This is a genomic window from Streptomyces marianii (assembly GCF_005795905.1).
GTDB lineage: Bacteria > Actinomycetota > Actinomycetes > Streptomycetales > Streptomycetaceae > Streptomyces > Streptomyces marianii.
The window spans coordinates 16745-34487 of sequence record NZ_VAWE01000004.1; the positions used below are offsets into that span (position 1 = coordinate 16745).

The 17743-nt window shown below is 70.1% G+C and carries 21 protein-coding genes; 13 read left to right on the top strand and 8 right to left on the bottom strand.

The features are described 5' to 3' along the window. Positions 1-3: 3 nt before the first annotated feature. From FEF34_RS40170 to FEF34_RS40195, 6 genes are all read right to left on the bottom strand, one after another. On the bottom strand, positions 4-1884 hold the full coding sequence (locus tag FEF34_RS40170) for a DUF6884 domain-containing protein (RefSeq protein ID WP_138058403.1): 1881 nt from the start codon (positions 1882-1884) through the stop codon (positions 4-6). 160 nt (positions 1885-2044) lie between these two features. Further along, entirely contained in the window at positions 2045-2281 is a 237-nt protein-coding gene (locus FEF34_RS40175; protein ID WP_234043365.1) for a hypothetical protein, read from the bottom strand. 51 nt (positions 2282-2332) lie between these two features. Continuing rightward, the gene (gene tap / locus FEF34_RS40180; RefSeq protein ID WP_138058404.1) at positions 2333-4036 is read right to left on the bottom strand and encodes a telomere-associated protein Tap; all 1704 of its coding nucleotides are present in this window, start codon (positions 4034-4036) and stop codon (positions 2333-2335) included. A gap of 5 nt (positions 4037-4041) precedes the next feature. Further along, the gene (tpg, locus tag FEF34_RS40185) at positions 4042-4593 is read right to left on the bottom strand and encodes a telomere-protecting terminal protein Tpg (protein ID WP_138058405.1); all 552 of its coding nucleotides are present in this window, start codon (positions 4591-4593) and stop codon (positions 4042-4044) included. Positions 4594-4607: 14 nt separating this feature from the next. Then, entirely contained in the window at positions 4608-5546 is a 939-nt protein-coding gene (locus FEF34_RS40190; RefSeq protein WP_138058406.1) for a hypothetical protein, read from the bottom strand. 186 nt (positions 5547-5732) lie between these two features. After that, positions 5733-6041 (bottom strand): helix-turn-helix domain-containing protein, encoded by a 309-nt coding sequence (locus FEF34_RS40195; protein ID WP_138058407.1) that lies wholly within the window; start codon positions 6039-6041, stop codon positions 5733-5735. A gap of 152 nt (positions 6042-6193) precedes the next feature. On the opposite strand from FEF34_RS40195, the gene FEF34_RS40200 reads away from it, so the two are divergent. From FEF34_RS40200 to FEF34_RS41845, 5 genes are all read left to right on the top strand, one after another. Further along, entirely contained in the window at positions 6194-6466 is a 273-nt protein-coding gene (locus tag FEF34_RS40200) for a hypothetical protein (protein ID WP_138058408.1), read from the top strand. A gap of 92 nt (positions 6467-6558) precedes the next feature. Then, a complete protein-coding gene (locus FEF34_RS40205; protein ID WP_138058409.1) occupies positions 6559-6924 on the top strand; it encodes a hypothetical protein in 366 nt (121 codons plus the stop codon). Between the two features lie 4 nt (positions 6925-6928). Next, a complete protein-coding gene (locus tag FEF34_RS41840; protein WP_171053409.1) occupies positions 6929-7252 on the top strand; it encodes a hypothetical protein in 324 nt (107 codons plus the stop codon). Beyond that, positions 7249-7524, top strand: a complete 276-nt coding sequence (locus tag FEF34_RS40215; protein ID WP_138058410.1) for a hypothetical protein — start codon at positions 7249-7251, stop codon at positions 7522-7524. Before FEF34_RS41840 ends, FEF34_RS40215 begins: the two co-directional genes overlap by 4 nt. Before the next feature lie 154 nt (positions 7525-7678). Beyond that, positions 7679-7846, top strand: coding sequence for a hypothetical protein (locus FEF34_RS41845; protein ID WP_171053410.1), 168 nt, complete (start codon positions 7679-7681; stop codon positions 7844-7846). A 138-nt stretch (positions 7847-7984) separates the two neighbouring features. Here the strand turns inward: FEF34_RS41845 and FEF34_RS40220 are convergent, their stop codons facing one another. Both FEF34_RS40220 and FEF34_RS40225 read right to left on the bottom strand, forming a co-directional pair. Then, positions 7985-8656: a hypothetical protein gene (locus tag FEF34_RS40220; RefSeq protein ID WP_171053411.1), complete on the bottom strand. Its 672-nt coding sequence runs from the start codon at positions 8654-8656 to the stop codon at positions 7985-7987. Between the two features lie 267 nt (positions 8657-8923). Further along, positions 8924-9688: a GntR family transcriptional regulator gene (locus FEF34_RS40225; protein WP_138058411.1), complete on the bottom strand. Its 765-nt coding sequence runs from the start codon at positions 9686-9688 to the stop codon at positions 8924-8926. A 221-nt stretch (positions 9689-9909) separates the two neighbouring features. Between FEF34_RS40225 and FEF34_RS40230 the strand changes: the two genes are divergently transcribed. The 8 genes from FEF34_RS40230 (at position 9910) to FEF34_RS40265 (ending at position 17563) form a co-directional block, all read left to right on the top strand. Then, entirely contained in the window at positions 9910-10281 is a 372-nt protein-coding gene (locus tag FEF34_RS40230) for a hypothetical protein (protein WP_138058412.1), read from the top strand. Then, positions 10278-10556: a hypothetical protein gene (locus tag FEF34_RS40235; protein ID WP_138058413.1), complete on the top strand. Its 279-nt coding sequence runs from the start codon at positions 10278-10280 to the stop codon at positions 10554-10556. Before FEF34_RS40230 ends, FEF34_RS40235 begins: the two co-directional genes overlap by 4 nt. Further along, positions 10553-11926: a hypothetical protein gene (locus FEF34_RS40240; RefSeq protein WP_138058414.1), complete on the top strand. Its 1374-nt coding sequence runs from the start codon at positions 10553-10555 to the stop codon at positions 11924-11926. The genes FEF34_RS40235 and FEF34_RS40240 overlap by 4 nt, the downstream gene beginning before the upstream one ends. A gap of 2 nt (positions 11927-11928) precedes the next feature. Next, complete coding sequence (locus FEF34_RS40245) at positions 11929-12432, top strand: DUF6197 family protein (RefSeq protein WP_138058415.1); 504 nt, start codon at positions 11929-11931, stop codon at positions 12430-12432. Between the two features lie 5 nt (positions 12433-12437). Then, positions 12438-13055 (top strand): hypothetical protein, encoded by a 618-nt coding sequence (locus tag FEF34_RS40250; RefSeq protein WP_138058416.1) that lies wholly within the window; start codon positions 12438-12440, stop codon positions 13053-13055. A gap of 119 nt (positions 13056-13174) precedes the next feature. Then, positions 13175-14875 carry a hypothetical protein gene (locus tag FEF34_RS40255; protein ID WP_138058417.1) on the top strand — a complete coding sequence of 567 codons (1701 nt, stop codon included), beginning with the start codon at positions 13175-13177 and terminating at the stop codon, positions 14873-14875. Continuing rightward, on the top strand, positions 14875-15249 hold the full coding sequence (locus FEF34_RS40260; RefSeq protein ID WP_138058418.1) for a hypothetical protein: 375 nt from the start codon (positions 14875-14877) through the stop codon (positions 15247-15249). Before FEF34_RS40255 ends, FEF34_RS40260 begins: the two co-directional genes overlap by 1 nt. A 94-nt stretch (positions 15250-15343) precedes the next feature. After that, on the top strand, positions 15344-17563 hold the full coding sequence (locus FEF34_RS40265; RefSeq protein WP_138058419.1) for a type IV secretory system conjugative DNA transfer family protein: 2220 nt from the start codon (positions 15344-15346) through the stop codon (positions 17561-17563). The last annotated feature ends 180 nt before the right edge of the window (positions 17564-17743 follow it).

Consider the following 17743-nt stretch of genomic DNA (forward strand, 5'->3'; position numbering starts at 1 on the left):
TGGCTACCGCCCGTAAGTGTCGTGACACAGCTCGACCTGTGACGGGGCGGTGATTCCCCGCGCCGCCCGGCATAGCCGTGCCCGATACCGGCGGACTGTCCCCCCGCCGCGCGACGCTCCACCGGTTCGAGGGACACCCGCCCCCGACCCGGCGCCCCGCAGCCTTTCGGGTCGGCCGCAGGGCCGGGGAAAGGAGGAGTCTGCCCAGGTTGACCCGCACGACAACGCAGGGCGCGACAACCCGCGCGACAAGAGCCGCGACCAAGCGGCCGAGGGGGCGAGCTCGACCGGCCGCGCCGGGGCGGGGGAGCCGTGGAGTTCGGCGGCCTCCTGGCCCTGGTCCTCGACGACGTCCTCGGCCGCCGTCTCCTCGACGAGCTCGACGACGTCCTCGGCCGCGGTCCGGGCCGGGGAGTAGATGTCAGCGAGGCGGGCGAGCTGCTCGCCGATCCCGCGCGTGCCCGCGAGGAGCGCGGTGAAGTCGTCCCAGACCTCCCCGGCGAGCTTGACGTACGCCTGGCCGCCGAGGACCGTCACGGCCGCCCCGGAGATCCCGAGCTCGTGCGCCTGCCGGCGGAGCGTCTCGCCGTCGACCGTGCCCGGGTCGCCCGCCTTCAAGTCGTAGTTCAGGATGTGCCGGTCAAGCTCGACGAGCCCCCACTTTGCCGACAGGATCAGCACGCGCCCGCTCCGGCCGCCGCGGGTGAGGACGTCGGCCGCCCGCCGCATCGCGCGGTGATAGTCCCCCACGTAAAGCTCACCGGCCCGCGCACCGATCACCGGCTTCCCCTTGTGGATGCCGTCGGCGTACACCGCCTTACGGCGCCCGCACGCCACGATCACGACGCGCTCGCGCTCCTCGTGCGCTGCCCGGCGACGGCCCGCCGCCGAGATTTGGACTACGCCCGGGTTCGGCTTCAACGAGTCGGCGATCCGCACACGGCGGCCCCACGCGTAGCGCGGTGCGATCTCGACACACCCGGCGGCCTCAAGAGCGGCGAGCGTCCGCAGGTTGCAGCCGTTCGGGAAATGACCCTCGGGGTGCGCGGCGGCGGTGTGCAGCCAACGGCGCTGTACCCGGGTGAGCGGGACGAGGGGGAGCTCCTCGTCCTCCTGGTCCTCGACGATGTCCTCGGCCGCGGCCTCCTCGACCGGCGCCTCGGCGGGCGCGAGCTCCTCGCCGTCGAGGGCGGCGAACAGGCGGGCGCTGCGGCGCAGCTCGGCGGCGACGAGCTCGGCGGACTCGCGGTCGTGTGCCTCGGCGTAGGGGTTCGGGGTGTCGTCCGCGTTGGCGAGGAGCTCGGCGGCCTCGTCTTCGTCGTGCATCGCGTACAGGTTCACCGGCCCCTCGTCTTTGACGAGGTCCCACGCGACGCGGGCGGCCTGGTCCCACATCGGGGCGGCCGGGTCGACGTAGCGGGGAAGGGCGGAGATTCCGAAGTAGTCGACGGCCGCCTCGAACGCGGCGGCACGGAATCGGGCGGCGTACGCGCGGCGCCCGCCGGCATCCACGTATTCGAGGGCCTCCTCGGCGGCCACGCTGCGGGCCCACCGGCCGTAGACGCGGGCCGCCTTGGTGGCGAGGGCCTCGACGCGGGCGAGGTAGCGCGGGACGGCGGACAGGAAGCGGGCGACGCGCTCGGGGCTGCCGGACAAGTCGAGGTGCAGCTCATCGGGAGTCGGCAGGGGAGCGTCAGGGCTGGCCGGGTTGTAGTGCAGCGTCCTGTACGGATGACGGGCCTCTACCCGGTAGATCACCGCGAGGCGGCGGACGGCGGCGGCGCGGGCCTTGCCCTTCCCGGCGGCGCGCTCGAAGTCGAGGGCGGCCTCGGCGCGGCCACGGTCGATGGAGATCCGGCTCCGGGTGGCGTACTCGGTCGGCATTCGGTGGGGCTCCTGTGCTCGGGTGTGCGGCGTCCGACCACAGTCCCACATTTGCATTAGAGCTACAAGTTAAACTGTTAGTTGAGTTGAAAAGTTCGGGATGGTGTGGGGAACGCGAAGGGGCCCCGGCAGATAGCCGGGGCCCCTTCACGGGCGCCTTTCAGGAGGCTCCCCCAACGTCCTCGGGTTCGATGCCCAAGGCATAGAAGACCGCTTGACGAGCGCGGTAGTAGTCGGGCTCGGAAACCGTCTCGTCGTCCTCGACCTCCCCGAGCCACTGCATGAGCTCGTTGGGGTGCCAGCGGTCGAACCCCGCCGGAATCTCCACGGTGGTAGAGGCTCGGCACAGCTCCTCGAACTGGCCGGGAGTGCTGATCAGGGTCATGGGCTGAGTCATCGTGTCTTCCCTCTCGGGCTGTGACGGAATCGGACAGGGGCGCGTACGCCTCTATTCGCCCTCGCGGACGGCGTCCCGGCCTTCCTTAATGAACCGGGCAGGGTTGGCGCCATTGGCTACGGTCTCCCGGTACCACTGCATCGGGCGGACGCCCTCCTCCTTGCAGTAGCCGGGGTTCGGCCCGAGGCGGAACCCGCCGGGCAAGGGCGTGCCGTCCGGCTTGCGCGGCACCACCGCGCGGGCCGTCGGGTGCGCCGAGGGGTAGATGATGCAGTCCGACAGGACGGCGAGCGGGACGAGACCCGTTGCGTTCCACGTCTTGACCATCTTCCTGTGGGCGCCGACCCGCGCCGCGCTGATCACCGCGGCGCGAATGTCCGGCCGCCACGTCGGCCGCTTCAGCGCAGGCCACGGCGCGTGACGGCCCTCCCGCTTCCCCTGCGGCCTCTCCCTCAGCTTGCCGATCCCGCCTTTCGCCGTCTGCTTGATTGCAGACAGGAGGGCGACGGCCTCGGGGTCACGCTCCTTGATCGTGGCCATGGCCGCGAGGAAAGCCTCCTCGGGCATGTCGGGCGTGATGCCCAGATCGGCGAGGGTGTCCATGTAGGCGTCCCTCAGCCGGTTGTGCCACAGGTCGAGGTACCCGCCCGCTTCGGGTCGCAGCCACGCCGCGATGGGCCGGACCTCGATCCCCAGCTCGACCGCGTACGCGAGAGTCGGCGTGGCGTACCAGGCCGGTCCCGCCGGCGCCTTGCCGTCCGGGGTGAACGGACTCGGGAACTCGGCCGGGAGGGTCTTCCACTCCTTCGTGACGAGATCCTTCGTCCGCAGCTCGGCGCCGGACAGGTCGACGAGCCACGCCCCCGGAACCTTTTTGTCGAACCGCGGCCCGTCGGTGTAGACGGCCTCGCCGAGGCCCACCGTCAAGCGGCTGGCCGCCGCGAGGAACGCCACGTTCACATCGACGCCCACGACGTACGGCGCGGCGGCCTCGGCCTCGGTCGGCGCGCGATGCCAGACGAGGGCCTCCTCGACCATGACGTGACCCGGGTCCTGGGCCTCGTCGCGGGTGCGGTCCTTGGCGAGGGGGTGCTCGTTCGGCGCCTCGGGCGGGGCCGGGTCGACCGGCGCCGAGAGGGAGCCGTCGACCGGCACCCGCATGAGGCGGTTCGTCGCGCGGTCCCGGACGAGGCGAGTCGGCGGCCGTACGGCGGTCATCAGGGCGAGGCTGCAAGCGGCCGTCGAGCCGCTCGGGGTGATCACGCGCGAGGCGTACAGGCCGAGGACGTACGCGAGGGCGCCCGGATCGAGCACGTCCCCGATACCGCCCCACCGCAGATGATCGGAGAACGCGCCCCACGGCACGACGGCGACGTGAACCTCGGTGCGGTTCTTGAACAGGAAGGACCAGGGCGACAGACCCGCGCGGGAGAGCTTCCACCCGGCCTCTTCCACGGCCTTGACCGCGGGGTGATCGTCCCCCACACGCAGCCGCTTACGGTCGTCGAGCTGCGCGGGCAGGCCGAGGGCCTCGACAGCGGCCTCGGTGAGGACCAGGAGCGGGCCGGACCCCTCCCCGTACTGCGAGAGCGGACCAGCGCCCAGGCCGTACGCGACGGCCCACTCGGCGGCCGTCGCCAGATCGACGACGTCCGCCGGCACTTCCACGCTCTGCACGTCGGGACGGTGGCCGACGAGGACGCCGTCCTTGGCGTCGAGGACCAGGAGAGAGGCGGCGTAAGCGGTCTCGGTCAACGTCATCACCGGAGGTCCAATTCGATGTAATCAATGTCCGTGAACTCGACGTCGAGTTCCGCGGCTTCAGTACCGGGCGTGCGGAAATACTCCTCGGCGAGGCCCTGCCCGAGGAGCTCGGCGAGCCTGTCCTCGTCGTTGTCGCGCAGAGCCTCGAACACCTTCGGAATCAGGTCGCTCGGGACGTCCTCGGTGAGGCGACGCATCCGGGGATCGTCCGTGCTTCCCGCATCGGACGTGAAACCGAACCGGGCCCGCGTCTCGATGGTCATCCCCTGCCGCTGGGCCTCCTTCTGGGCCCTCGCGGTGACGCGCGGCTGATGATCCTTGGCGGCCTCCTTTTGCAGCCGGTCAAGGATCTCGGGCTTCGACTTGGCGATGTTCCGCTCACCCTTGACGTACCGCTGCACCGTCCGGCGGGAGACGCCGAGACGCTCGGCCACCTTCGCCGTGTTGCCCTTCTCCTTCCTCATGAGCGCGTTGAACTGTCCGCGCGCCGTCTTCGGGGTGCTGCGCGTCTGGAACCGCGCCCGCATCGCGTCGATGATCTTTCCCATGGCAACGGCTCCTTTCAGGCGATCCGGAAGACGGGCGCGGCGGGCGGCTGGTCACTGCCGACTTCGAGGCACACGAGGCCGCCGCACAGGACACGGCCGGGCAACGTGGTCTTGACGGCGGTCCGGCAGATCCGGCACTCGGTCATACGCGGCGCGGTGCGCTGGGTGACCACCTGCCGGGCCGGGACGACGTACGACGTCGGGAGCTTGCGCAGGAGCTTGGACAGGTAGCCGTTCGGCCGGTACGCCTGCCGGTTCTCCGAGGAGTCGAGCGCACGAAGGAGGGCCTCCTCGGGCCACCCGTTGCGCAGGCACCACGCAACCGACTTGACGGCGAGATCCCGCTCGTCGTCGGTGACCCCGACGAACCAGCGGACCCGGTCGACGACCGACTCGGCTCGTGCCGGCGCCTCGTCCCATGCCGCCCCTTCCAGGCGGGGCGCGGTGAGTCCGGACATGAGGGTGAAGCGGTCCGCCTTCCGGCCCAGGTTCTTCCCGTCCTTACGGACCGGCACCGCCCGGAAGTGGACGAGGTCCGCGCGTACGAGGTGCGGCCGGTGGCGCTCGATCGTCCGCAGACCAACGCCCGCGATCTTGGCGAGCTCCTCCATGGAAACTTGCCCCTCCCACCCGATCCCGGCGAGAGCGACGAGACATTTCGCACAGGTGGGGTCCGGCGCTACGACCTTCGACGCCCAGTCTTGCGCGCCCGGCAAGAGCGGCTGACCGATCCCGCCGCCCAGGGGTGTGCGCCGGTCGGCGTCGATACGGGAGTGCGCGAACAGGTGCGCCAAGTGGTCCTGCGTAGCACGCTTTTTGAGGCCGACCACCCGGCCGAGGGTCTCAGTGGTGAGCCACGTCTCGGGGTCGGCGGTCTGGTGTTCTTCGAGGGCCCCGTACACCTTCCGGCAGTTGGGGCAGTCATCGGGACTGATGTCGCGGTGGGGTGCCACTAATTGGCCTTTCCGTCCGCTGCGGGTGTCTGGCCACGCGGTGCGCGGGTAGACTCCGCCGCAGACCTAGAGCAGGGTCCACGCGGAAGCCTCGGCCGGGTAGGAGTGCCACCTCCCATGACCCCGACGGGGCTTTTCGCATGTGTGGAGCTAGGTCGAGGACAGGCGCACGGCCTGTGCAGGGGGTCAGACGGTGATGACCTCCTGCGATCCGCCGACGACGGCGGCGATCCGGCGAGGCGACAGCTTTTCCACGGCGTGCGTCGGGCCGCACAGGAGATCCGGAACCGGGATGCCGTAGTGGGCGGACAGGCGGTCGATGTCGCCGAGGGACCACGCCGCGCTTCCGTTCTGCTTCCGGCTGACCTGTCCCTGAGTGATCCGCAGGCCGCGAGCCAAGGCCGTCTGATTCTCACCGCAGGCGCGCATCAGGGCCGCGACCGTGATCCGGAGCGTCTTCTCGCTCGAACTCAGGGCGGCAGCGAACTTCCCCATATGCTCTGACCTCACTTTTTGTGAGCTGGACTCATAACGGCAGCTAGACGGGTCCGGCGGTTCCGGCCCACCCGGGGGATCACTCTTCCACACTCTCACCTGAGCTACAAGTCTCGCTTGTAGTGCATCTGTCTTCGTGTCATCCTCGGTGCATGACTACCGAATCGCGAATCGCCAAGCTGCGGGCGAAGGCCGAGGCGTCCGAGGCGCAGGCTAAGAAGGACAAAGAGGCCCTGTTGGATGCCGCCGTTGAAGAGGCCGTGAAGTCGACCGCATGGGGTCACCTGTCCTCCGTGGCCAAAGACGCCGGCATCGTCTCGCAGTACCTACGGACCTTGATCGAGAACAAGCACCCCGGATGGCTCGCCAAGGCCGCCGAGGAGCGCGAAGCGGCCAAGGCCGCAAAGGGCACCCGAGCGGCGTGATCACCGAGTGGGGGAAGGCTGTCGCCCCCATCGAGCACCGGACCCGCTCCGCTCTCGTCAAGGCCACTCCCTGACCGCCCGGAAGGACTCCCATGGACAGTCAGCCCGAGCCCGCCCCCAAGGCCCGCGGGCGCGCCGCCCCGCAGGACCGCCCCGAGCCGCCGCTCGTCGTGATTGAGGACCTGGCCCCCGCCGTCTCCGATCAGGCGCGCGAGCTCGCCGAGCGCGTGATCGCCGTGGGTCGCACGAGCGGGATCTCGCCCGAGGCGCAACGCGCGCTGTTCCTCTCCCAACGGGAGCTGTTCCCCGGTGGCATGGGGTCGGGGAAGACGTCCGCCCTCGCCGTCACCCGGGCCCAGCTCGACGCCGCCGGCACCCCGTACGAGGAGAGCGACGACGGCCGCGGCACCACCACCATCCGCATCCGCCCCGCGGGTGCCGAGTCCACCGAGGAGTGACCCCGTGAGCGCCCTCCCCGCAGAGGAACCCGTCAACCCGTACCGCACCCAACCCGGCGGCGGCCCCCGCACCGTCACGCAACTGCGAGCCGCGCTCACCGCGGCCTCGACCGCGGACCGCGAGGAGTTCGAGGCGCAGCTCGGCGAGCTCGACCTCGACAACCCGGAGGAGTACGGCGCCCTCGTCCGCATGTGGCGGCACCGCCTCGTCATGCGCACCCGGCCCGAGATCCTCGCCGCCGTCGCCGCCTCGACCGACCCCGCCGCCCGGCGCTGGACCTCCGACGAGATTCTCGGCGCCGACGGCCACCAGGAGGCGAGCCGGTGACCGACGGCACTTCCTGGTCCGTCGTCTACAGCGACACCGGCCGGGCCGGACTCGCCACGGCCACCGCCGAGGAACGCGCCGCCGTCCTCGGGTTCGAGAAGCAAGTCGCCGAATCGCCGTACACCTGCGGCGAGCTCTACCCGGATCGGGTCGGCGGCCTCTATACGGCGCTGATCACCGTCGGCGGCCGGTTGGCGTGGACCAGCGTCCTGTACCGGGTCGACGAGGCCCGACGCGAGGTTCTGATCGTGGCCATCGTGTCCGGCCCTTGAGTGCCGAGCGGCTCCCGCCAACTCCCCGGGAAGGGCAGACATGACGCTGACATTCCACCCGAAGCCGTGCGGATGGCCTGGCTACAGGAGGTGCATTTGCGACCCCGGCGGCAGGACAGGCAAGGTCGTTGGGGCCCTCGTGGAATACGCAGTCATGCCGTCCTACCACGGGCGCATCTCCGCCACCGTGCCACTCAAGGGCGGCAAGCCGGGTGATGTCCTGTACGAGGTCGAGTGGGACGGCCCCCAGCCACCGCACAACCGGTACAACCGCTTCACCTCAATCGAACTGCGTCTCACCCGTGACGTGAGCACTTCCTGAGCGGCGCCTACGTGCTGGCACCCGGCCGCGACACCAAAGACGAGCGCCTGACGACGACTGACCCGCGAGGCGCCGGCACCACGGCGAAGGGCCCCACGCTCCCGAGCGTGGGGCCCTTCGCCATGCCTGCCGCGAGGACTACCTCCCCAGTGCGGCGAGCGGAGAGCGACGCCCCTTCCCGACGGCGCGCAGCGCGGACCAATCGACCTCGGAGTGAGCGGCCGGCAGGGCGTCGACCTCGGCGGTGCGGTAGAGAGGCACGTCGACCGCCCCGGCCCGGCTGGTTCCGAACTGCACTTCCCGCCACTCGGCCGGGGTGACCCACCCGAGGCGAACCATGTGATCCCAGTCCGTACGGCGCACGCCGAGGCGGGCGGCGGCCTGGTCCGGGCCGAGCGGGGAGTTCGCCGCGACGAGCTCGGCGAGGTCCGCGCGGATGCAGACCTCGGCCACCTGGGACGGGTGGACGAGGGAACCGTCGGGGTTGCCGGACAACTCCGTGAGCAGCCCGGCCGCCATGAAGCGGCGCACGACGAACGCCGTCACGACCGTGGGTTCACCGGGAACGTTCGGCGTGCCGAGGGCCTCGGCGATACGGTCCGCGGCCTGCCGACCGGACAGCGGGTCGCCGGGCAGTCCCGCCGCGACGGCGTCCCGGTCCATCGCCTCAACCGTCGCCCGCGACCACGTCCATTTGGAAGCGTCCGGCCGGGGCACGATGCCCGCGTGAACAGCCCAGCGGAACGCCGTGATGGCCACGCGGAGCCGTCCGGCGGCCTGCCTCTCGTCGTACTCGGTGAGTCGCGTCATGGGGTGATCGACCTCTCTCTCGGTGCGCCCGGAGTGGGCGGGATGGAAACGTGACAGAACGCCGCGAAAACGTCAAGGGCCCATGAATTAGGGCGAGTTGGGCACTCTCCATCAGGGCTGCGCCCGCGTACGCGAGGGAAAATCCACCCGTTCGGACGGCGGGCACGGCGGCCGGGAACGCAAGAGCGCCCGACCCCTTCCGGGGCCGGGCGCTCGTCCTGTGTGGTGCGGCACTGCGCGGTATAGCGGGAGGTCTACCCCGCGGGCCTACTTGCGGATCTTGAGGGGGAGGGGCGCATAGACCAGGCTCAGCCGGTCCGCCGCGCCCGCAATCCGGACGAGCTCGATAGCGCGGCCTGTTTCGTCCCGGGTGACCCGGTCGACCAGGAGCACGGAAACCCGAGCTCCTATGGAGAGTTGGGCGGCCTGCTCTGTGCTCGGGGCGTCTGCGGTCACGTACTCCTCGGCCTCGGTGGGCACGATGCCGGCGCCTACGAGCGCGCCGAGGACGCCACCCTTGATCTTCTGCGGACTGTCGAGCCCGGCGGCCTCGGCGACAGCGAGGGGATACCACGCCGTTTGTAGCGCGACCACTTCCCTTCCGATCATGGCGCGACGCCGACGGCGTACGACCGGCGCCCCCGCGTCGAGTTCGAGGCGGTCGGCGACGTCGTCCGGGGCGTCGAGGGTTTCGGCTGCCGGGTCGTCGACCTCCATACGCCCGTCTAGGCCCTGTTCGGCGGTAGCGGTTTCCCACGGGCCGCGCGCCCCGCCCGGTGCGAGGACGTGCTCGTACCGGCTCAGGGGCACGCGCACGCGGGTACGGTCCCGGACCACCGTCCCCCTGCCGCGCTGTGACGAGACGAGACCGGCCGCCTCCAACTCCTGATAAGCCCTGTTGACGGTCGCTTTGGAGCCCTTGCCTTGTGCGACCAGATCCAAGATGTGCGGCAGCGACGAACCGGGCGGCCGTGTGCCGTCGCGGATCTCTGCGGCGAGTTGATCCGCCAGCGCCTTCCACTTCGAGGCCATTCCCTCTCGCTCCTCCCGTCGGGTGTTCTCAGTACAGCACATTCCTAGGAATGGTTGACAGTGATCCCCAGGCAATGTCATGGTCGTAACCGGTCGCCCATTCCTAGGAATGAAGACGATCAAGACGTGACCCGCTGTCCCTAAAAAGGGGCGCGGCCCCGTGCGTGGTCAGACGCAACGGAGCCGCTAAGCGGGCCGACTCAGCAGAGGAGTTGATCCGCGTGCGCACCACCTTGCCCGAAACCGACGCCGTCCGGCGAATCGCCACGGCGGCCCGTGGTCTCGACACCGAGGCCCGCCTCGACCTGTCGGCCGTGATCGGCCTCGACGTCGACCTCGTCCTCGGCTACGAGTACGAGATCCCCGAGGACCTGACCGGTAAGGCCCGCACCGAGGCCCTGTTCGCCGCGTTCGCCGACGACATGACCCGCCTCGCGGCCCTGGCCGACATGCTCGACGCCGGATTCATCGACACCCCCCGCTCGTACGGCCGCCTCCTCGTCCTCGCGGACGAGCTGACGCAGGCCGACGACGCCGATGGGTTCGAGGCCGACGAGACCGACGAGGCGTTCGCCGGGGGGTGGGCCGCGTGACCCGCGCCTTTTCCCTCACGCTCGGTCACATCTGGACCGAGACCCGCACCATCGCCGTCAACGTCGCCGAGGCGATCGAGGACGCGAACAAGTGGATGACCGTTCCGGCCGTCCTGCTCGCGCTCCTGGTCCTGGCGACCGGCGCTGCGGTCGTCGTCCTGGTGGCCGTCACCATCACGTTCTTCGCCGCTCTGGGCGGCATCGGATACCTGCTCTACCGCGCACTCGCGTACGTCTGCGACTGGACGCCCCACCCGAAGGGAGCCCGCGCGTGAACGGGCCCGAATCCACCACCCCCGAGAGCGCACCCGCGCCCCGCACCCGCGCGGCACGGGTGGCCTTCGACCAGATCACCGTCAACCGTGAGGCCGCTGCCGCCGCCGAGGCCACCAAGTCCGGTGCCGTCGTCGGGCGCGAGGAGCGTAAGACCGCTGCCCTTCGCGGCAAGTTGGAGCGCCAGGCCCTGAAGGAGAACGGCAAGGGCGCATCCAAGCGTCGCCGGTCCCGGGCCCGCGCCGAGCGCGCCGAGCGCACCGGCCGGATGATGACCAAGCGCCGGTCGCTGATCATCACCGCCCTGGCCTTCGCCGTCTCCGTCGGCGCGAGCATGCCGCTTCAGATCGACTACTTCTCCGGCCTCCACAACGCCTCTACCCCCGGGCAGGTGCTCGGCTGGATCGGCGTGTCCCTCGCCCTCGTGGTCGAGACCGCCGCATGGGTCTTCGTCATCCACGGCTTGGACGCCGCACTCAAGGGCGGAGCCGCCGGCCGCTATCGCGTCGGAGCGTTCGCCCTGGCCTCCGTCGCCGCCTACATCAACCACCAGCACGGAACCGAACTCTTCGGCCCCGTCGCCGGATGGGCACTCGCCCTCGCCGCCCTGCTGTCCGTGGCGGCCGTCGAGTCGTACGTCTCCCTTCAGAAGGAGACCGGCGCCACCAAGCACAAGCGCCGCTCGCTGGACGAGCGCCGCGCCGACTGGGCGTTCCGCATCGCCCACCCGATCGCCGCGTTCTGCTCCTGGCGCCTCAAGACCATTCACGGGCTGGACATGACCCCCCGCGAGGCCCGCGAAGCGTGGTGGGAGCTGAAGCACCAAGCCGGACTCGGCCTGACGAAGCGAATCATCGGCCGCGCCGCCGACAAGCGCGCCAAGGTCGCTACCGCGCTCGCCGAACTTGCCGCCGCCCCCTACAAGAACACCGCCGACGACGACCCCGACGGCCCCGTACTCATCATCCCGGGCGTCACCGCCGCCCCCTCCACCGTGACCCTCGTAGACGTCCTGGGAAGGCCGCTGAAGGGCGCAAAATTCCCCGTCCCGTCTGGGAAGCAGGCCCGTCGTGCATCTGCCGGCGGAGCGCAGATCGAGCGGACCGAAGACGAGTGGAACGCGCTCATCGACGCCGCCGCCGAGGCCCTGCCGAAGCTGGAGGAGCGAGCCGAGCGTGACGGCCGGTTGATCGGACCCGAGGGCACCGTCAGCCCGCGCACTCTCGCTAAGGCCGTCGGTATCCGGGCCGAGCAGGGCGCGGAGCTGATCGACCGGCTCGGCTCGGCCCGCGGGATGACCCTGCGGAAGTTCCACCGGGTGAACGGTCACGCCTTCGGTGAACCGAAGCGCCTCGAAGAGGCGGGGATCTGACGATGGCCACCACCACGAACCACGGCGGCCGGGTAGGGGCCCCGGCCGCCGGGCCGCACATGGTGCCGGTCGTCATCGGGGGACGCCGTCGGGTGCTGGCTGTCCCCCCGCCCCCCGGGCGTGGCCGCACCCTCCTGCCCCGCCCCGTCCGTACCGCCCTGTCCAACTGGGGTTTGGTCTACGACTCCGTGGCCCAGCCCCTCATCCCCTCCGCCCACCTGGTCCAGCTCAAGCACCTGTTGCAGGCGTGGGGGTGGGGCCAGTCCTTCGACATCAGCCCGTCCGGGCGCCTGTGCATCCGGGGCGGTCAGACCGTCCTCGAATACCACGGCTACGTCACCCCCGCCGGCCGGGCCCGCGCCGTCGAGTACATGCAACAGACCCTCGCCGCCGACGGCGTCTCGATGGAGTTCTTCGCCTGGAACGACTTGACCGGGCGGACCTTCGGCGAGGTCGAGCACCTCATCACCCGGTCGGCCGCTGCCGCCCTGAGCAACAAGGAGTAACACCAATGTCCCCCGACGAGCGCGAGACCTTCGACCAAGTCATCGCTGGCTTCAACACCGAGGCCGTCGAGATCATCGACCCCACCCCCTACGGCGGCGCCCCGGCCGGTAAGACGGGCCTCACCCCGCGCGGAAAGGTCGTCATGGGCCTTGCCGGCGCGGCCATCCTCGGCGCAACCCTCGTCGGCTACACCGCCTATTCCGCCGACTCCGACCAGGCCGACGCCCGCGCCCAGGAGATCACCCTTCAGCGCGAGCGCCTGGAGCTGGAGCGCATGAAGGAGATCAACAAGGCCAACGCCGACGACCGCAAGGCCGCCACCGAGGCCAGCACCGCCCGGCAGGCCGCGCTGAGCGACTGCATCAAGGACGGCTCGGCGCAGATCGGCAAGACCGGCGGGCCCTGGAGCCGCACTCAGGTCGTGGACGAGTGCCAGAAGCTCGGCGACGGCGACGACTGGTCCGACACCAAGACCGGTACGGACATGGCCAACGCCGCCAGCACCAGCGACCTGAACACCAACGACGACGGCGGCGACTCCGGAAACAACGGTCTGTTGTGGCTCGTCGGCGGCGGCGCGGCCCTCGCCGTGATCGGCGCCAAGAAGGCCAAGAAGGCATAGCCACCGACTTACTTACTTACTACTTCCCAGGTCAGAGGCCCCCTCACGCGCCCGCGCGGGCCCGCGCGGGGCCTCCTGGCCCGGAAGTAGTAAGTAGGTACGACCGAGAGTGACGACTCATGGATGAGACCACCGGCGCCCCGGGCGCCAGCCCGGAGCCCGCTCCGGCCCCGGCTCCGCCGGCGGACGAGCCGCGGGGCTTCCTCGCCTCCGCCCTCACCCCGATCGCTCCCGCCCACCCGGCTGCCGACGACGCCGACGACGAGACCGCCGGATCGAGCGCCGACTACCACGCGGGGGAGTACGAGGAGACCGAGGAGGCCACCGCCGCACAGGGCAACAGCGTGATGCGCGCCCTTCTGTTGGCGGCCGTCGAGCGGTGGCGCAAGGGTGCCGGAGCCAACGTCAAGGCGCTGGAGGTCGAGAAGGCCAAGGCGCAGGCGCGGCAGACCCGCACGAACCACACGATCAGCGAGAACCGGGTCGGGGGCACCACCACGACCAACGCCAACGAGAACAAGGGCAACAAGGACGCCAAGTCGGCGAACAGCCGCACGCACACGGTGAACAACGCCAACCAGGCCAAAAGCAACCGGGACGACAAGAACGCCTCGAACCGGAACCGGGACGACAAGAACCACCGGCAGAGCCAGGGCAAGACCAACCGCGACGACAAGACGTCCTCGAACAAGGACGACAAGAACGCCTCGAACCGGAACCGGGACGACAAGAACCACTCGGCCAAGAACAGCTCGGCGAAGACGTCCACGGACAACAAGAACCACGACACCGACACGAACGCCAACAGCCGCTCGGCGAAGTCCTCGAACGACGCGAAGAACTCCGGCGACTCCAAGACGGCGAGCGACTCGAAGAACACCAAGGGCGACCAGCGGACCACCACCGTCCATGACGGCGAGGGCGGCGGAGCCCTCGCTCCGAACCGCAAGACCGACTCGAAGACCGGCAAACCGACCGACTCGAAGAACCAGCGGCCCGGCGCGACCGACGCGGAGCAGGGGAAGCCCCAAGGCCAGCCGGTACAGCAGCCGAACGGCCAGCAGTCCCCCCAGCCCGCCGACACCACCCCGGCCGCGACCGACACCCGCCCCCGCACACAGGACGCCCGCGAGGCCGGTTACCGCGACGGCCACCGCGCCGCGCGCGGAGTCGCCCAGGTCCGCGCCTACGTCGACGGCACCCGCGACGGCTACGCCGACGGCACCGAGCAGGCCGCCAAGGAAAAGGCCCAGCTCGACGAGGCCCGCGACGAGCGCAAGCAGCAGCGCGCCGACGCACAGCAGAACCCGCAGCAGACCAACACGAACGGAGAACAGCAGCCGGTGAGCGGCACGAACAACGTCGTCCCGATCACGGTCAAGGGGATCGACAAAGAGAACGTCTACCTCGGCGAGGGCGCGGCCCGCGAGTCGATGACCCGCGGCGAGGTCCGCAGCCTGAAGACGTTCGAGCGGCGCCTCAAGGCGCGTTCCTCGCAGATGATCAAGGCCGCCGACGTCCTCAAGGCCCTTGTCGCCTACGAGAAGGAACAAGCGCGCCAGGCCCTCGCCCTGGCGGAGAAGGCCAAGAGCGTCAAGGGCGGCGAGAAGCTGATCCCGAAACTCCAGCGCATGGCCGAGGCAGCGAAGCAGGAGGCGGCGGCGGCCGAGGAGGCGCACAAGCAGGCCGTACGCGCCGCCGAGTCCGTAAAGGTGCTCCTCGCCAACGTCGAGAAGCGAGACGGCCTGATCTACAAAGCCGTGGTCGACAGCCCCGAGACGATGCCCGCCGAAATGGCGTTCTACAAGGAGACCGCGTAATGGCCGTCAAGATCACATACCGGCAGCTCCGCACCGAAGTGCGGGCCCTCGCGAAGAACGTACGCAAGGGCGGCGAACAGGTCCGACAGCGCGCCAAGGCCCTGGAGGCCGCCGCGAAGGACACCGGCAAGGTTGCCGAGTCCATCGGCCGTATGGGAGTCGCTCAGGCCACCATCGCCGAAACCACCGAACTGGCCAAGATCATGGACGGTACGTCGAAGGCGATCCTGAAGTATTCGGCCAGCACGGACACCACCGGGAAGGCCGCCGAGGCGGCCGACGCCCAAGCGAAAGCCTCCCATGACGGCATCAACGCCGCTGTAGGCCGCAGCCCGGACCACGCCAAGGATCACCGCTGGTACCGGCAGGAGTAGCCGGACACACGAAACGGGGCGCGCTTCCATTGCCCGGCCGCGCGCCCCGCCCATGGCCCCCATCAGCTGAGAACCAGGAAGGACCCTACCCCCGATGAACACCGCCACCGAGCGCCGCGTCGCCTACGCCACCACCGCGGCCCCCGTCATCATCGGCGCCGGCGCCCCGTTGCTCGACTCCGGCGCGGCCGGTCTCGCCGGTCTCATCGTCGGCGGCGCCGGGGCCTTCGCCGCTGCCAACTACATGAACCGCGTCCCGCACTCGGTGATGGAGCAGATCCCCGGAAACGAGATCATCCGTGCCCACCGCTCCACCCTCTTCCTGTCGTCGGTGACGTCCGCGGCGGCCCTCGCCGTCGGTGCGTTCGGCGGCGGCAGCGGCGCGGACAACCTTGCTTTCGGCTTCCTCGACTTCCCCTCGGTGCCCGCGGCGGTCTCTCTCGCCTGGTGGGGCGGCGTCGCCCTGGTCCCGCTCAAGCTCCGCGCGGTGTTCGGCTCGAAGAAGCCGGGCAAGGCCAAGGCCGCACCCTCGATGCAGGCTGCCGCCAAGCCGGTGCAGGCATCCGGCGCCGTCGCCGAGATCTACCGCAAGTGGGCCGAGTTCATCAGCGGCCCCGAGGGCACCAACCCCGCCCAGGAGCTCACCGTTCGCGGAGCGTCGGCCGACTCTTGGCGCGGTGTCATCCGCGCCCCCATGCCGCAGCCGGTCAACGTCACCCGGGAAACCGTGGGCGCCCTCTACGAGGTCCCCGCCGGACAGGTGACCATCACCCCCGGCACCCACCCCGGCGAGAAGCTCATCACCGTGCACCTGGTGCCGCCGCCGGAGATGGACCCCAACACCCTTGAAGGCGCATGGCTGGTGCGCGTGGCCCGCAAGAGCGGCCCCATGCCGAACACCCACCTGGAAGACGTTCAGGACGACCCCAACACCGGGGGAAAGGCCGCGCTCGTCGTCGCCGACGAGGACATTTCCAAGCTGCCCTCACCCGACCGGATGGAACTCGCCGGCGCGCTGCGGACGAACCCGCTGTTGATCTCCTACGAGCCGCGGCTCAACCCGCGCGAGGGCGTGATCCGCATCATGCACACCAACCCCCTGGAAGAGGGGCGGGCCTTCCCCGGCCCGCACGTGCTGAAGGCCAACCCGAACGGGTACGTCGTGCTCGGGCAGGGGATCAGCGGTCACCCGGCCCGGGTGCAGATGGCTGACCCCAAGTTGGGTGCGCAGCACATCTGCATCTGTGGCGTCACCGGCTCCGGCAAGGGCGGTGCCGCTCAGCTCGTGGCCCTCTCCGCCCACGCCAACGGTCACGCCGTCATCTACGCCGACCCCAAGGGCTCCAGCAACCCGGCCGTCGAGGAACTGGCCGCGCATGCCGGCACCGGCCTTGCGGGCGCCCTCGGTTCTCTCCGCGTGGCCTACAACCTGCTTCAGCACCGCATCGCCGAGAGCGCCGAAAAGGGTCAGAAGAACTTCGCCGCCACCAAGGAGCGCCCCCAGGTCACAGTCATTCTGGACGAGGCGTCACGGCTCCTGGGCGAGGAGGCGCCCGACAGGAAGGAAGCGGCGTTCATCGTGGACGCCATCGCCACGCAGGGCCGAAGCCTCGGTGTGCAACTCGTGCTGATCAACCAGATTCTTCAGCTCGACCAGCTCGGCGGACTCTCCTCGATCCGGGACAACATCATCTATGGCGGCGCGCTGATCCTCCTGCGCTCCGACTCCAGTCAGAAGAACTTGGTCGACCTGCCCGACCACTTCGAGGGCTGCAACCCCGCCGACATCCCGGCCGTCTGGCGTGAGGAACGCGGGATCGTTTTCGACCCGGACATGCCCGAGGACGACCCCCGCCGGACGTTCGGCCTCGGCTACATCGCCGGGCCCGGCGGACACCCCGAGATGATGCGCGTCTGGATTCTGGAAGACGCCTCCCCCTACATCGAGCACGACGCAATCGCCTTCCCGGCCGACATGCCCAACTGGGACGACCGCGAGGAGCTCGCCCTCGTCTGTGTCCTGGAAGACGAGGAAGGCAACTGGTCGGTCGGCGAGATCACCGTTAGCGCAGGCCGCGAACCGTCCGCCGATGACAAGGTGTTGGCCGTCCTCGCCGAGCACGCCGACCCCCTCGAACTGGAAGTCATCTACCTGCACAAGGACGCCATCGGCGAGGCCGCCGGGCTGGAGGGCTCGACCCTCAACAATGCGCTTTCCAAGCTGGTGAAGGCCGAAAAGATCCACCGGCAGAAGAGGGACGGCAAGGAGGTACGCGGCATGTACGGCGCGGGCGCCGAACCCATCACCGGCTGACCGGCACCACGTACGAGAGCCGAGCACCCCGCCCCGCTCACCGGGGCGGGGTGCTCGGCAATGTGGCAGGCACGCCGAGGCCGGAATCACCTCGCGGACCCGCGCCCGCGGAAACCTGATCGAGAACAAGCACCCGTGCAGAGAAGAGATTCGGGCGCCCCCGAGGGCCGATTCCCCCCG